The sequence below is a fragment of the Clostridium amazonense genome, assembly GCF_056431285.1.
Map to the genome: position 1 here is coordinate 459,607 of NZ_JBWKMH010000033.1, position 16,190 is coordinate 475,796.

Consider the following 16,190-nt stretch of genomic DNA (forward strand, 5'->3'; position numbering starts at 1 on the left):
TTCCTCTTTATTTACATGAATTACATGGAATTTTTCCATCATCATATAATTTTCCTGCTACATAAGCAGCTACTTCACCTGTTATTTTTATACAGTGATTTTTTCTCTCTTGTGATCCAAATTCAAAATCCTTAGTCATAACCCTACAACAAGTACTATTATAAATACTCTTTATATGATTATGTAATTCTTGAGCTTTAGGAAACATTTCATCTTGCATAGCTTCTCCGTGACATCTTCCATAAACCATACCTAGTGACATAACAGCTCCACATAAACATCCAGCCTTACCTACACCAATTGGAAATCCTGATGCAAGTTTTGTAACATCATCTGAGAATGGTTTTCCAAGTAAATCATTTATTGTTTTTACTACTGCTTCTGAACAAAAAAATTCGCCTCTTTTGAAATATCCTTCTGCTGTTTCTCTGACTTCTTTAACTAACTCATCCTTATTCATAAAAAAATCCCCCACATTCTAAAAATTCATTTTTTCACTTTTAAAATTATATTAAGAAAATATCTATAATTTGATTTATATTTTAGTGAAATTTTTGTTATATTCATGTAAATTATATAAAATATAGTTTATCATGTCCAATTATATATATAAATACAATCATTTCTACTATTTGTATTTCTTATATTAAAATTTTTTAAATAAATTTATATAATTTTAGTTTCTTAAATTCCGATTATTATATAATAAAAAACTACCTAGAACAAAACATTTATTCTAAGTAGTTTTCTATTACATTACTTTGTATGGATCAGAATTTTTTTCTGATATAATAACTTCATTTTTATACCCTTGACTTTCTAATATGCTTTTAAATTCATTTGCAAATGAAACCATAGGTAACCATTCAGTTACAAAATGTCCTGCATCAATGACAGCTACATCTTCTTCTTTTATATCACTTACATAATGATATGTAGTATCACCTGTAATTATACAGTCTGCACCTTTGATTTTACTTAATGTAAGATAATCCTCACCACTACCATTAATTATAGAAATAGTTTTAATTTCTTTGTTTTCTTCTCCACAAAATCTTACAAACGGAGTATTAAAATTATTTTTAACTTTAATACATAGCTCTTTTAAAGTTATTGGTTCTTCAAGTTTTATTATTCTTCCTATTCCATGACTTCCACCATTATATCCTAAAACCTTGCTACAATCTAAAACTTTAAAATCATTATATCCTAAAATTTTAGCAGCCATATCATTTATTCCATTTTTAACTGAATCCAAATTTGTATGACTTGAATATACATTTATATCATTTTTTATAATTTCTATTATTTTTTTCCCTAAAAGAGTATCTGTAGTAATAGTTTTAGGTCTCTTAAATAATATTGGATGATGAGATAGAATAAAATTACATCCTTTTTCTTTAGCTTCATTTATTACATCTAAAGTTACATCTAAAGTTACTAATATTTTTCCTACTTCTGAATTTCTGTCCCCAACCATTAACCCAACATTATCATAGTCTTCTTTTAATTTTGGTGGAGCATATTTTTCCATTATTTTAATAATATCTTCAACTTTTAAAAGCATAATAAAAACTCCTCAATTTTCTTTATATTTTTATCTAGCTCTTTTTTTCTTTTAATTGCAGATTCAGTGTTTTGAGTTAATGTACTACATATACTATTATATTTTCTAAGTTTAAATTCTAAATACTCCTTCATTGTAGAGTCTTTTCTTTCAAGTAAGATTTTACTAATTTCATAGTATATAGGGTCAATTATCTGATCTTTTCCACTATATCTTATCTTTAAAATTTCATAAAACTTATTATCTTCTTTTATAACTGCCTCATCTATAATTTCAATTTTACTCTTATATATATATTCTCTTAATACTTCTGGATTTTGAACTGGCTGAACTATTAAATACTTAAGGCTTTTGAATACATTCATTCTTTCTTCTATTATATCTCTTATTAAATTTCCACCCATACCAGCTATAATTCCAGCTTCTACTTCACAAGGCTTAATTGTAGTAAGTCCGCCTCCAAGTCTACACTCAATTTTTGACTGTAGATTATACTTACTAACATTATCTTCTGCTTTCTTAACAGGTCCTTTGTTTATGTCTGATGCTATTGCTCTTTTTATTATATTATTATTAACTAAATATATAGGTACATAAGCATGATCAGTACCTACATCTACAACACTTTCTACTTCAGTTATCATATTGCTTATTTTTTCTAATCTATTACTTAAATTCATTTCGCACTTCCTCTATATAGATATAAATAACATTCTAAATTGCATAAATAAGAATGCTCCCGCTATTATTAATGGCACATATAAGTATCTATATGCTACCTTTTTGTCATATTTAGCATAAAAATAAGATGCATAGTACATACAAAAGAATAAGCCCATGTTTAATACACCATAAGTCATCTGAGCTGATGCAAATTCCTTAGACGTTCCCATTGTAACAGGATTAAGCTTAGCATCATATGAAATAGGCATAATTGATGGCAATCTTTGCGTTAAATATAATATTAACGGATTTAAAATCAATACTATTATTATTATACTAGTTAAAATTACAGGAATTCTAAATCTCCATTCTTTATATAATTTATGAACTTTATTAAATTTCTTTTCCCAGTCTATTTCATTTATATTATTGTTATGAAGTATATTTTCAAATTGTTCTACATTAATTGGCGATATTGCATAATTAATTTCATTTGTCTTTAAATATAAAACATCTTCATTATTCGTTACAAACATTCTAGTAGTACCAATCTTTTTAATAACAGTTCTTCCTAATCCAAAATTATTAGTTACTAAACCAGATAATTTTACGCCTTTTATTTTTCCACTAATTTTTTTATATCCTTCTATTTCTTTTATGGGTATTGTTATCTTTTTTAATCCACTAAATCCTGAAATAATTATTTCATTATCATAAATATAATACTTTAAGGTCAACCATAAACCTATATAATAAAACCAATATATATCATAGCATACTATTACTAATTTTAATAAACTCAAAATCACATATGAATTTATATACTTTAAAATAAATATCAAAAACAAATTACACATTAATGCCATTAAAAATATCCATAGCATTTCTTTTCTTCGCTTTGAACCAAATTCCACTTTATCACCTCTCTTAACAAAATCTTATCTTTAATTAAATTATATACTATATTTTTGTATATAATTATAACATAAAATAAAACTTCGGTAAATTTAATAGAAAAAGCCAAAAGATAAAACTCTTTTGGCTTTTTATTAATCTAAGTAATCTTTTAATTTTTTACTTCTACTTGGATGTCTTAATTTTCTTAATGCCTTTGCTTCTATTTGTCTTATTCTTTCTCTAGTAACATTAAATTCTTTACCTACTTCTTCTAATGTTCTAGCTCTACCATCATCTAATCCAAATCTTAATCTTAAAACTTTCTCTTCTCTTGGAGTTAAAGTTTGTAATTGATTAATTAATTGCTCTTTTAGCATGGTAAATGCTGCTGCTTCTGCTGGTGCTGGTGCTTCATCATCAGGTATAAAGTCTCCTAAATGACTATCTTCTTCCTCACCTATTGGTGTTTCCAAAGATACTGGCTCTTGAGCAATTTTCATTATTTCTCTAACCTTATCTACAGTCATATCCATTTGTTTTGCAATTTCTTCCGGTAATGGTTCTCTTCCCAATTCTTGTAATAATTGTCTAGAAACTCTTATAAGTTTATTTATAGTTTCAACCATATGAACTGGTATTCTTATTGTTCTAGCTTGGTCTGCTATAGCTCTTGTAATCGCCTGTCTTATCCACCATGTAGCATAAGTAGAGAATTTATATCCTTTTCTATAATCAAACTTTTCAACAGCTTTTATTAATCCTAAATTTCCTTCTTGTATTAAATCTAAGAATAACATTCCTCTTCCAACATATCTTTTTGCAATACTTACAACCAATCTTAAGTTTGCTTCTGCTAATTTTTTCTTAGCATAAGCATCACCATTTTCAATTTTTTGTGCTAAATCTATTTCTTCTTCTGAAGATAATAATGGAACTTTTCCTATTTCTTTTAGATACATTCTAACTGGGTCATCTATAGTTATTCCTTCTGGAATAGATATGTCTAATTCTTCTTCTTCAACTTCTTGCATATCTCCTACAACATCTATTTCCATTGACTCTAAAACTTCATAAATTTTTTCAATTTGTTCTGGATTTAAATCAACATCGTCTAATTCATCTACAATTTCCTTGTATGTTAAACTACCTTGTTTTTTTCCTTTTTCTATTAGTTTTTTTACTATAGCAATTCTTGAGCCTTTATCCTTATCCTTCATATAGTTCCCTCCCTTCGTTCTATTGCAATCCTTTTAGGTTCTTTTGTATATTAATTAATTCTTGAGCGTATTTTAATGACTCTTCCATCAAGCCTTTAGATTCATAATGTTTTATTCTATTCATAATTTCTTTTTCTGACTCCTCTAACTTATATTTTTTTATAATCTTAGCGCAATCTTGTATTATTTTATCATTATTGCAATCTACATTATCTATTGAATATTCCATTAGGTTTACAAACTGTTTCATTGTATCATTATCTTTACAATTATTTTCAATGTTTTTTATTTTTTCTTCATAATTTAAATTAGAAAACCTCTCTATTAGTTCATAAATGTTTTTATGTGAATTTGATATAAATCCTAGCTCATCTATTAAAGATTTTGCTGTATCAAAATACTTGGTATGTTCTAATATATGTTTTATTAAAATTCTTTCTGCTTTTATACTTGCAGGTTCTATATAAGTATCCCGTTGAAATTTATCTAATAAATTTTCTCCAATACTTTTATGAGCATTTTTTTGATTAAATTCATCAGTTAATATTTCATCTTTAACATTGAGTTTTTCTGAAATTTTCTTTATATATATATTTCTTTCAAATTCGCCTAAATCCTTCAATATATTTAGTGCTAAATTCTTATACTTTATTATCATCTCATTATCTCTAAAATTTATTCCTTCTTCTGCCTTTTTTAATCTATAATCTATAAAAGGCAATGCATTTTTAACTAACTTCTCAAAGGCATCTTTTCCATATGTTTTTATAAATTCATCTGGATCTTTTCCACTTGGAACAGTTAAAACTCTAACTTCCAAACCTACTTTTCTTAAAATTTCTAATCCTCTTAAAGTAGCATTTTGTCCTGCTGTATCTGCATCATATGCTATAATAACTCTATCTGCAAACTTTTTTAAAATCTTTGCTTGATTTTCTGTTAAAGCAGTCCCTAGTGTTGCAACTACACCTTTTATTCCATTTTGATATAATGATATACAATCCATATACCCTTCAACTATTATTATCGTTCTTTGAAAGTCATCTTTAAGTGCAAAATTTAAACCATATAAATTAGTTCCCTTAAAGAATAATGGTGTTTCTGGCGAATTTAAATACTTAGGCTTTGAATCATCAAGTACCCTTCCTCCAAATCCAATCACAGTGCCTTTATAATCAAAAACTGGAAATATTATTCTGTTTCTAAACCTATCATAGTAATTATTCTTAGGACTTTTTATTATTAATCCTAATTCTTCAATTTCTTTATCACTATACTTTTTTCTTTTTAAATACGTTCTAAGATTTTGCCAATCATCTAATGCAAATCCAAGACCAAATTTATTCATAGTTCTCTCTTCTATATTTCTATCTTTTAAATATTTTATAGCAACAGGATTCTTTCTTAACAAAGAAAAAAAATACTTGGCAGCCTCTAAATTAATATTCTTCATTCTTTCATACCGCTGTTTTTTTTCTTTATTTACTCCTCCTTCTTCTTCCACTTCTACTCCTACTTTTTCTCCCACTCTTTTAACTGCCTCTGGAAAAGATAAATTTTCAGTTTTCATAACGAAACTAAAAATATTACCTGCTTCTCCACAACCAAAGCATTTATATATTTGTTTATCTGGAGATACCGTAAAAGACGGTGTCTTTTCACTATGAAATGGACATCTTCCTAAAAAATTTCTTCCTGCTCTTTTTAGTGAAATTTTTTCAGATATAATATCTACAATGTCCGCTTCCTCTTTTATTTTTTGGATGACTTCTTCTGAAATCACTGGTTAAAATCCCACCTTTTAAATTTCTTTTATTCAAATTCGACAAAAAAATTAAAATTCCTTCTTTTTTTATTTATTTTTTGTCAGTATTAATATTTTACTTTTTATATATTCTTTATAAATTAAAAATTTCCTTCAAAAAATTCAATTTTTATATTATTTATTTAAGTATTTTATATTATTCCCTTAAATATTATAAATACATATTATAATATTATAAAAATAATATTTTTAATATTCATTAACATACATACTATTAAAGAGCAAAAGACAATATTTGCTACTCTTCTCTTAATATATCAATAACTTCTTAATTTAATACTTTTCATTTTGTGATTTTTACATATAATCTGTATAAATTGAGATCTTTTTGTAGATGATTATAACAGATAATCATTTATAATTTTAAAAACAAATTTTGCCTTTTTTCTTTCTACTTTTAAAATATCTCCTTTATATGTTTTTTTAAACATAAAATTTATAAGTTCTTCTAACACATCTTGTGTCTATAAAAAAAACTCTAATACTTTTATTATTATTTTATTTTTAACTTCATCTAAAATACAATTTCAACAAACATATTAATTCTTTCATTAATAATTTTGCCCTAAATTTTTAATTATACTACTTGGAATGTCATTTTTAGCTAATAATTTAGCTCTAATAAAATCATCTATATCATGATTTGTATATGCAATTTTATATGCATATTTTATAACTTGTCCTTCTAATGTAAAAGATTTTTTTGAATTTAAATTAAATCCACTGTGATAAAGTATGCCATCTAATACTTCATATGTCAAATCTAATTCAACTATATCCTTTTCACTGGTATTTAATAATAAAATTATATTACTTCTACTTACTCATCATAAAAACTAATACTTTAACTATAGTTTTTATACTACTTTTATTTATATCTTCGAATAGTTTTCACATTAATGTAAAACTATTTTCTCATTTTTTATAGTTTTTCTCTTATATTAAACTAATTATACCTAAAAACCTATAATATCATTTATTCTACTGTTGTACTATAAAAACCTCTATTTTTATATATATTTATTTAAATACTATTAATTCCAAAATGCCAAAAATTTATTTAATAATATATTTACTTTATTTTTTTATATTCATGTATATTAATGTTTTTTTATTAATATGTTTATAATGTAATCTTTTATTAAGGAGTGTTCTGATGAGTAAAGTTGTAAATTCTAAAAACAATTTAGAGTTCTTAAATGAAGATAATATAAAAAAATATGTTCTCACTAATTACAACTTGGAAAACTGTGATGTAAAACAAATCAAATTTAAAGATACAGAAAAACAAAGAGCTGTTTACATGATAAGTGATAAGGATAATACATATTGTCTTAAAAAAGTTTATTATCCTATTGAGGATTTACTATTTATTTATTCTGCAACTGAATGGCTTTATAGACATAAAATAAATGTTCCTAGGATTCTATCCACCAAAAATCATGGACGATTTGTTATATATAATAATATGCTTTTTATTCTTACCCCTTGGGTAAACGGTGAAAAATGCGACTTTAATTCTCAATATGAAGTTATTTTATGTGGAAAGACACTAGGTGAAATCCATAAGTCTTCAGCAAACTTTGAACCTATACATGGTTGTACCAATAGAATTGGTTGTTCAAAGTTTTATACTTCTATAAATAAGCATTTCAATAATCTCTTACTTTACTCTAATTATGCTTATAAATATAAAGATAATTTTTCTAAATTGTATCTAAAAAATTTTGATATAAATATAAAGTTAGCTTCATTTTCTAACAAAATAGCATCAACTATAAATGAAAATAACCTCTCTACCTCTATGTGTCATAATGACTATGTAAGTAAAAATTTAATTTTGGATAAAGAAGATAATGTTTGGGTTATAGACTTTGATAAATGCAAAATAGATTTTTGTTCATTGGATATAGGTTATTGTTTGCGACGATTATTAAGAAAAGAAAAAAATGAATGGAGTTTACCACTTACTTTACATTTTTTAGATGAATACGAAAAATCAAATTCTTTAAATTTAGACGACTACAAATATTTACTTTCATATTTAACTTTTCCGCAAAAATACTGGAAAATTTCTAGAGATTATTATGCTAATATAAACAAGTGTAATAAAAAGTCATTTATTATGCTATTAAAAAAATCTGTTTCTTTATCTGAAAAACAATATAGTTTTGCGTTAAAATTTAAGAACTATATAGAATATAAATTTGATACTATTCTATAGGGAAACAAGTTCAAATTCAAAGTAATATTTTTGTCAAATGATACTAACTCTATTACAATTTATTACTATATTTATATTGGAAATCAAGTAAGAAGTAAGAGTGATGAATTAATATAAATTTACGCAAAAATAAAGGCATCTTCAATGATGCCTTTTATTTTAAATATTTTATTTACGTGGATTTTTAATTTGTGCTTGTGCTGCTGCAAGTCTTGCTAATGGCACTCTAAATGGTGAACATGATACATAGTTTAATCCTACTCTATGACAGAATTCTACTGAAGATGGATCTCCGCCATGTTCTCCACAAATTCCTAATTTTATTGTTGGTCTTTCTTTACGGCCAAGTTCTGCTGCTAATTTTACAAGCTTGCCTACTCCATCTTGATCTAATTTTTGGAATGGGTCAAACTCATAAATTCTCTTATCATAATAGTGTTTTAAGAAGTTTCCAGCATCATCTCTAGAAAAACCAAATGTCATTTGTGTTAAATCATTAGTTCCAAATGAGAAGAATTCAGCTTCTTTAGCAATTTCATCTGCTGTTATTGCAGCTCTTGGAATTTCTATCATTGTACCTACAAGATATTTAAGTTCTATTCCGCTATTTTTAATAATTTCATCAGCAACCTTATTTACTACATTCTTTATATATGATAACTCCTTAACTTCCCCAACTAAAGGAATCATTATTTCTGGAATTATATTATATCCTTTTCTCATTTTAACATCTATTGCAGCTTCTATAACTGCTCTTGTTTGCATTTCTGCTATTTCAGGATATGATACTGCAAGTCTACATCCTCTATGTCCCATCATAGGATTAAATTCATGTAAATGTGCTATTGTATCTTTTAAATTTTCAACAGTTATATTTAGATCTTTTGCAAGTTCTTCTATATCATCTTCTGCTGATGGTAAGAATTCATGTAGTGGTGGATCTAAAAATCTTATAGTTGCTGGTTTTTCTTCTAATTCTTCATAAATTTTTATAAAGTCTTGTTTTTGCATAGGAAGTATTTTCTCTAATGCTTTTCTTCTTTCTTCTTCAGTGTTAGCAACTATCATTTCCCTAACTGCCATTATTCTATCTGTGTCAAAGAACATATGTTCAGTTCTGCAAAGTCCTATACCTTCTGCACCAAATTTAATAGCTTGTTCAGTATCTCTTGGTGTATCTGCATTTGTTCTTACTTTAAGAACTCTTATTTCATCAGCCCAACCCATAAGTGTTCCAAAATATCCACTTATCTCTGGCTCAACTGTATTTATTTGACCTGCATAAACATTTCCTGTGCTACCATCTATAGAGATGTAATCTCCTTCTTTATATAAAACATTATTTACCTTAAATGTCTTTTCTTCTTCATGAACTTGAATATCTCCACATCCTGCTACGCAACAAGTTCCCATTCCCCTTGCCACAACTGCTGCATGTGAAGTCATTCCTCCTCTTACTGTTAAGATACCTTCTGCCGCTATCATTCCTTCTATATCTTCTGGAGAAGTTTCTAGTCTAACAAGTACAACTTTTTCTCCTCTTTCTTCATGAGCTATCTTTGCATCTTCTGCTGTAAAATATACTTTTCCACAAGCAGCTCCTGGTGATGCTGGCAATCCTTTTGTAATTGGTTCAGATTTTTTTAAATCTTTTATATCAAAATTTGGATGTAATAAAGTATCTAATTGTCTAGGTTCAACCTTTAAAACTGCTTCTTTCTTAGTTATCATTCCTTCTTCAACTAAATCAACAGCAATTTTCAAAGCTGCTTGTGCAGTTCTTTTACCATTTCTAGTTTGTAAGAAATATAATTTACCTTCTTCTATAGTAAATTCCATATCTTGCATATCTTTATAATGGCTTTCTAATTTATTAGCTATTTCTATAAACTCATCATATATTTTAGGCATATCTTCTTTTAATTTACTTATAGGTGATGGAGTTCTTATACCTGCAACAACATCCTCACCTTGAGCATTCATTAAATATTCTGCAAATATTTTCTTTTCCCCAGTAGACGGATTTCTTGTAAATCCAACACCAGTACCAGATGTTTCACCTTTATTTCCAAATACCATTTCTTGAACATTAACTGCTGTACCCCAACTTGAAGGTATATCATTTAATCTTCTATATACTATAGCTCTTGGATTATTCCATGATCTAAACACTGCTGTTATAGATTCTATTAGTTGAACTTCTGGTTCCATTGGGAAATCTTGATTTTTTTCCTTTTTATAAAATGCTTTAAATCTTTTAACTATTTCTTTTAAATCTTCCGCATCCAATTCTGTGTCTAGTTTGACACCTTTAGCATTTTTAATCTCATCCATTATATTTTCAAAATGTTTTTTTTCTACTCCCATTACTACATCTGCAAACATTTGAATAAATCTTCTATATGAATCATATGCAAATCTAGGATTATTAGTTTTGTTAGCCATTACTTCTACTGTTGTATCATTTAATCCCAAATTTAATATTGTATCCATCATACCTGGCATAGATGCTCTAGCACCAGATCTTACTGAAACTAACAATGGATTTTCTAAACTTCCAAATACTTTACCAGTACTTCTTTCCAATTCCTTCATTTTTTCTTTTATTTCACTAACTACTTCTTCTGATATAACTTCATTATCATCATAATATTTATTGCATGCTTCTGTAGTTACTGTAAATCCTTGTGGAACTGGTATTCCTATACTTGTCATTTCTGCTAAATTTGCACCTTTGCCCCCAAGCAAATCTCGCATTGAACCGTTACCTTCTTTAAAAAGGTATACATACTTTTTTCCTTCCATTCTTAAACAACCCCTTAAAACAAAATAATTTAGAAATATATAGTTAAATAGACAGGAAATATACTGTCAAAGAATATTTCCTATCTATCTTCACCCAATTTAACAAATATATTTGTTATACTAGTTTTTGAAACTTTCCCCCTAATTTTAAACACTTCTCTGCCATTTTCTATTTCTTTTTTAACTACAGGTAAACAATCTACCTCATGTTCAATTATTTTTTTAGCAGCATCATAAGCTGAATCTTCTTCTTCTATTAATATTATATTGGGCATTCTTGTCATTATAATCCCTATTGGTACTTTATGAATATCTGATGTCCCCATTGCAGTTTTTATAAAATCTTTTCTTGATACTGCACCTACCAAATTATCATTATTAGTTATAAATAAAGTTCCCACATCATTTAAGAATAAATCTAAAATAGCATTATAAACTGTAGTTTCTTCTGCAACTACTATAGGCTTTGACATAACATCTTTAACCTTTATGCTTCTTATATAATCACTACTAAAGCCTACGGAGTTTCCTTTTGAGTAAATATATCCTACTTTAGGTCTTGCCTCTAACATCCCAATCATTGTAAGTATGGATAAGTCTGCTCTTATTGCCGAACGTGTTAATCCTAACTTTGCAGCTAATGTTTCACTAGTAATTGGTCCATTTTCTTTTACTAGTCTTATTATTTCTTCTTGTCTTGCTGAAAATTCTATTGTCTTCGCCCTCTTTCGATCTAAATTTTTATTAATGCTATTTGCATTCATATTGAATAAAAAACAATATGAAATTACTTCCTATGGATAGTTAAAATTATTTAAATCATAAATATCGATGATAAAAATACAGTATTAATTTTATCATAATATACGATAAGTTCAAAGGTCAGCAAGTACTATTTGCTTCTTTATTCTATCATGTTTAATATGCTTATGCAAATTTTGTTGCATTGAATTGTAAATTTCAAATTATTTTAACTATTCATATTATTCAATAACATATTTCTTACATTTTAAATATAACTTGAAACGCAATAAAAATCAAGTAAAAAGTGTATTACATTTTTTATTTTACGCGTTATTTATAACATTTTTAAAAGCTTATGTGATATATTAATTAATTTGAAATTTGTATTTTTTGCGATATTTTTTTATTCTTGTTTTTATTTCAAGGAAAACTTATACATAATTTTTTTCCGACATTTTATAGTGTCATTCATTAAATTTAAAATTTAAAATTCTTTTTTTCGTATTAAATAAACACCAAACCACTATTATTTATTTACTATTTTTCTAAAAAATTAAATAAAACTAGACATATGTCTAGTTTTCAAAATTTACTTTATATGAATAAGTATTTGATTTAAGAACATGTTCATCTTCTGATTCTCTACTAACATTACTTTTTATTCCGGATTTTATTTCATTTAAACTTTCTTTTATATCTTCCGCAAAGTCACACACAGTTTCTTTAGCAGTATTCATTCCTTTTTTGATAGTTTTATTTATAATTTCAACTGATCCATCTTCTTTAGTTATTTCTATTGTAAGTTTTGATGCAACTACCGTAATTGCACATGTGACTGTAATTATAGCCAAAAGTTTTGGATATAATGCTGTTATCGCACCTGTAGCTATTACCCCTGTTAACGGTATATCTAATATAATTTCATCGTCTTTTTTTATTTTTATCCTTGTTGCATTTCCTTTTTCTATTATCTTCTTTATAGCATTTATTATTTCATCTTTATTAATATTTGTATTTTTTTCTTTCTCATTATCGATTTTTTCGAGATAAATCAGAGCGTCTATTACATTTCCTTCAAATTTTTCTAATATTTCTTTAGCTTCATTATAACTTATTCCAAATCTACTTCTAAGTATATCTATATCTTCTAAAGTTATTTCTTTCATGAATATTCCCCTCCAATTTTGATTGTTTTTTAAATTAAATAACTAACTAAACTTCATTTTGAAATTTTATTTATTTAATAAATTATTTTTCAAAAAATTCTTTCAACATATCCAAACTTTTAGGTCTTCTCTGATAATTAGTGCTTATTATTTGAGCTAATATTTTATAAATTTCTTTTCTAGCTACCTCATTAACCTTTACCCTACTAACTTTGTCTAAGGTCGAATTATTAAGAAATTTTAATATATTATAAGCCATATTAGTTATTTTTGTTCCATAACTTTTCTCACATTCATCACAAATTGCACCTAAATATTGAAAAGATATGTAATTAGAATTTTTCATTTTTTCATTACACATTGAACAATAATTTAAATTTAATTCATATCCTGTATATTTTAACACTTTAAGTTCAAATGCTCTTGATAATAATTCTAAATCAACCACTTTACTCCTCATTAGATAAAAACAAGTAATAAATTCCTTAAATAATTCAAATTGCTTTTCCTCATCTTCTGAAACTATATCTATAAGTTCATTAAAATATGTACCATATATAAGATAGTCAAAATCATCTAAAAACTGTTGAAAAGATTCTATTATTTTTCCTTCATTTAATATGTACATACTTTTGCCCTTATATAAAGTGAACTCTCCATAGCAAAAAGGAAGAGTAATCGACATAAGTTTACTTTTATTTTTTCTAGCCCCTTTTGCTATTAGAGATATCTTGCCTAACTTTTCAGTAAAAAGCCATACTAATTTATCATTTTCTTTATAATCTTGAGTTTTAATCACAACTCCTCTAGTTGTTATTATATTCACTTTTGACCTCTATTTTTTATATCCTAATTCTTTAAGCATTATTTGACTATCTCTCCAGTCTTTTTTTACCTTTACCCAAAGTTTAAGTGATACTTTAGTTTCAAAAAACTTTTCTATATCTTGTCTTGCATATGTAGAAATCTTCTTTAACATAGTTCCATTTTTACCTATGATTATACCTTTATGTGAATCTTTTTCACATAACAAATTTGCATCTATGTGATATTTGCCACTTTCATCTTTTTTCATTGATAATATTTCTACAGCTATACCATGTGGCACTTCTTTTGATAGAAGTCTTAATGCTTTTTCTCTTATAGCTTCCGTAACTATAAATCTTTCTTGTCTATCCATTATCATATCATCTGGATAATACTTAGGTCCTTCCGGAAGTTCTTTTACTATAAGTTCTAATAATGTATTTACATTTTTACCATTTATCGCACTTAAAGGAATTACTTCTGCAAACTCAAACTCTTTTGAATATCTTTCAATAGCTTTAGCTACTTTATCCGCTGAATTTTCATCAATTTTATTTATAAGTAAAAATATAGGTATGTTGCACTCTTTAAGTTGATTTAATATATGTGCATCCCCTCTATTTATTTCATCCTCTTCTGGAGTTGTTATAAATAAAGCAACATCAACTTCTTTTAAAGAATCTTTTGCAACATTCACCATGTATTCACCTAGTTTATGTCTTGGTTTATGCATTCCTGGTGTATCTACAAATATAGCTTGGTAATCCTCTGTTGTTTTTATTGTTTGTATATTATTTCTAGTAGTTTGAGGTCTACTTGAAACTATTGATACCTTTTCACCCATTATATAATTTAATAATGTAGATTTTCCTACATTAGGTCTACCTATTATTGTTACAAATCCTGATTTAAACATTCTTTCCTCCATTATTTTATAAGGTCAGCTTTAGTAAAAGCTCCTGGTAAAATTTCTTCTAAAGTTTTTATAATATAATCTTCTTCATTTTTTACAATTATAATTTTTCCGTCAGTTTCTAAGAATTCTGCAATTACTTGTCTACATATACCACATGGTGATGTATATGTTGACATATCTCCAACAACTGCAATTGCTTTAATCTTAGTATGCCCTTCTGAAACTGCTTTAAAAATAGTTGTTCTCTCCGCACAGTTTGATGCTCCATATGAAGCATTTTCGATATTGCATCCTGAATATATTGTTCCATCTTCTGTTATCAGCGCTGCTCCAACTTTAAAATTAGAGTATGGTGCATATGCATTTTCTCTAGCTTTTATAGCTTCTTTAACGATATCTTTATATTGCATTTTTACTCCTCCTAAATATACCATTATCCTCAAGTCAAATGTCAATTGACAATTAACATTTATGGTTAATATTATTTATTTCACTCTCACTATAAATGTAAATTAATTCAAATATACACTATATATTAATGCCGTATATAAAATTATTTTTTCCATGAACATTGGAATATAATTATATTACAAAATACTAAATTAGTCATCTTTATTTTAAATATAATTTTTTTATGTTAGAAATTTATATAAAATAAGTGTTAATAATATGCCAAATAATGCCCCACATACAACTTCTAAAATTGAATGTATTTCAGCATCTACTCTACTTTGTGCTACTATTATAGCTAGTAAATATGATAAAAGCATTACTATTGCATTATTGCTTATTAAAGTTATTGTTGTTGCAATAGAGAATGATATAACACTGTGTCCACTTGGCATGCCACCTTTTAGCGGTGTACCTTCACCAAATATAGCTTTAACTATTAAAGTAACTATACTAACAATTATAAGCATTAAAAATATCATATGCGGACTACTATTTTTTATCTTATTTAACACATTCATCGAAAAAGGTAATAACCTATCCCAAAAAATTATATACCCAACTAACACAGCATTCAATGCAGTTATTAAAACAGCACCTGCTGCAACATTCTTAGCTATTTTAGCAAGTGGATGATAATAGTTAGTAGTAGCATCTATAGCACATTCCACTGCTGTATTTACCATTTCAGCTACTATTACCATGGTTATCGTTATAGTAGTTATTAAAAGTTCTATTTTGGTCAAATCATAAAAAAAGCATAGTGTAAGTACTATCAATGTTGCAAAAACATGTATTCTCATATTTCGCTGTGTTCTAATCGAATATATTATCCCCTCTATAGCATAATTAAAACTATCTAACATCTTTTTTACTTTCATAAACATATCACCCTATTTTATAGAATTT

15 protein-coding genes are annotated in these 16,190 nt (G+C 26.5%); 1 reads left to right on the top strand and 14 read right to left on the bottom strand.

Annotation, left to right across the window (positions count from 1 at the left end):
* Positions 1-7 precede the first annotated feature (7 nt).
* The 7 genes from AC07E4_RS16920 to AC07E4_RS16950 all read right to left on the bottom strand — a co-directional run bounded on the left by AC07E4_RS16920 (position 8) and on the right by AC07E4_RS16950 (position 6,930).
* The gene (locus AC07E4_RS16920) at positions 8-460 is read right to left on the bottom strand and encodes a C-GCAxxG-C-C family protein (RefSeq protein WP_478217032.1); all 453 of its coding nucleotides are present in this window, start codon (positions 458-460) and stop codon (positions 8-10) included.
* Positions 461-751: 291 nt separating this feature from the next.
* Entirely contained in the window at positions 752-1,567 is an 816-nt protein-coding gene (locus tag AC07E4_RS16925) for a Nif3-like dinuclear metal center hexameric protein (protein WP_478217033.1), read from the bottom strand.
* Positions 1,558-2,247 (bottom strand): tRNA (adenine(22)-N(1))-methyltransferase, encoded by a 690-nt coding sequence (locus AC07E4_RS16930; RefSeq protein ID WP_430829652.1) that lies wholly within the window; start codon positions 2,245-2,247, stop codon positions 1,558-1,560. The genes AC07E4_RS16925 and AC07E4_RS16930 overlap by 10 nt, the downstream gene beginning before the upstream one ends.
* 12 nt (positions 2,248-2,259) lie before the next feature.
* Positions 2,260-3,144, bottom strand: a complete 885-nt coding sequence (locus AC07E4_RS16935) for a PH domain-containing protein (protein ID WP_051539800.1) — start codon at positions 3,142-3,144, stop codon at positions 2,260-2,262.
* A gap of 135 nt (positions 3,145-3,279) precedes the next feature.
* On the bottom strand, positions 3,280-4,344 hold the full coding sequence (gene rpoD, locus AC07E4_RS16940) for an RNA polymerase sigma factor RpoD (RefSeq protein ID WP_034438086.1): 1,065 nt from the start codon (positions 4,342-4,344) through the stop codon (positions 3,280-3,282).
* A 19-nt stretch (positions 4,345-4,363) separates the two neighbouring features.
* Positions 4,364-6,127: a DNA primase gene (gene dnaG / locus AC07E4_RS16945; protein ID WP_034438087.1), complete on the bottom strand. Its 1,764-nt coding sequence runs from the start codon at positions 6,125-6,127 to the stop codon at positions 4,364-4,366.
* A gap of 593 nt (positions 6,128-6,720) precedes the next feature.
* Positions 6,721-6,930: a hypothetical protein gene (locus AC07E4_RS16950; protein ID WP_051539802.1), complete on the bottom strand. Its 210-nt coding sequence runs from the start codon at positions 6,928-6,930 to the stop codon at positions 6,721-6,723.
* A gap of 395 nt (positions 6,931-7,325) precedes the next feature.
* Between AC07E4_RS16950 and AC07E4_RS16955 the strand changes: the two genes are divergently transcribed.
* Positions 7,326-8,393, top strand: a complete 1,068-nt coding sequence (locus AC07E4_RS16955; protein ID WP_034438088.1) for a CotS family spore coat protein — start codon at positions 7,326-7,328, stop codon at positions 8,391-8,393.
* Between the two features lie 168 nt (positions 8,394-8,561).
* Here AC07E4_RS16955 and ppdK read toward each other — a convergent pair whose 3' ends face one another.
* The 7 genes from ppdK to AC07E4_RS16990 all read right to left on the bottom strand — a co-directional run bounded on the left by ppdK (position 8,562) and on the right by AC07E4_RS16990 (position 16,162).
* Entirely contained in the window at positions 8,562-11,198 is a 2,637-nt protein-coding gene (gene ppdK / locus AC07E4_RS16960; protein WP_034438090.1) for a pyruvate, phosphate dikinase, read from the bottom strand.
* 80 nt (positions 11,199-11,278) lie between these two features.
* On the bottom strand, positions 11,279-11,962 hold the full coding sequence (gene ccpN, locus AC07E4_RS16965; RefSeq protein WP_051539804.1) for a transcriptional regulator CcpN: 684 nt from the start codon (positions 11,960-11,962) through the stop codon (positions 11,279-11,281).
* A 555-nt stretch (positions 11,963-12,517) separates the two neighbouring features.
* On the bottom strand, positions 12,518-13,108 hold the full coding sequence (locus AC07E4_RS16970; RefSeq protein WP_034438091.1) for a DUF4342 domain-containing protein: 591 nt from the start codon (positions 13,106-13,108) through the stop codon (positions 12,518-12,520).
* Between the two features lie 82 nt (positions 13,109-13,190).
* Positions 13,191-13,934 carry a DNA repair protein RecO gene (recO, locus tag AC07E4_RS16975; RefSeq protein WP_034438093.1) on the bottom strand — a complete coding sequence of 248 codons (744 nt, stop codon included), beginning with the start codon at positions 13,932-13,934 and terminating at the stop codon, positions 13,191-13,193.
* Between the two features lie 9 nt (positions 13,935-13,943).
* On the bottom strand, positions 13,944-14,831 hold the full coding sequence (gene era, locus AC07E4_RS16980) for a GTPase Era (RefSeq protein WP_034438094.1): 888 nt from the start codon (positions 14,829-14,831) through the stop codon (positions 13,944-13,946).
* An 11-nt stretch (positions 14,832-14,842) separates the two neighbouring features.
* Entirely contained in the window at positions 14,843-15,241 is a 399-nt protein-coding gene (locus AC07E4_RS16985; RefSeq protein WP_034438095.1) for a cytidine deaminase, read from the bottom strand.
* A gap of 222 nt (positions 15,242-15,463) precedes the next feature.
* Positions 15,464-16,162 carry a diacylglycerol kinase gene (locus AC07E4_RS16990; protein ID WP_034438097.1) on the bottom strand — a complete coding sequence of 233 codons (699 nt, stop codon included), beginning with the start codon at positions 16,160-16,162 and terminating at the stop codon, positions 15,464-15,466.
* Between the last annotated feature and the right edge of the window lie 28 nt (positions 16,163-16,190).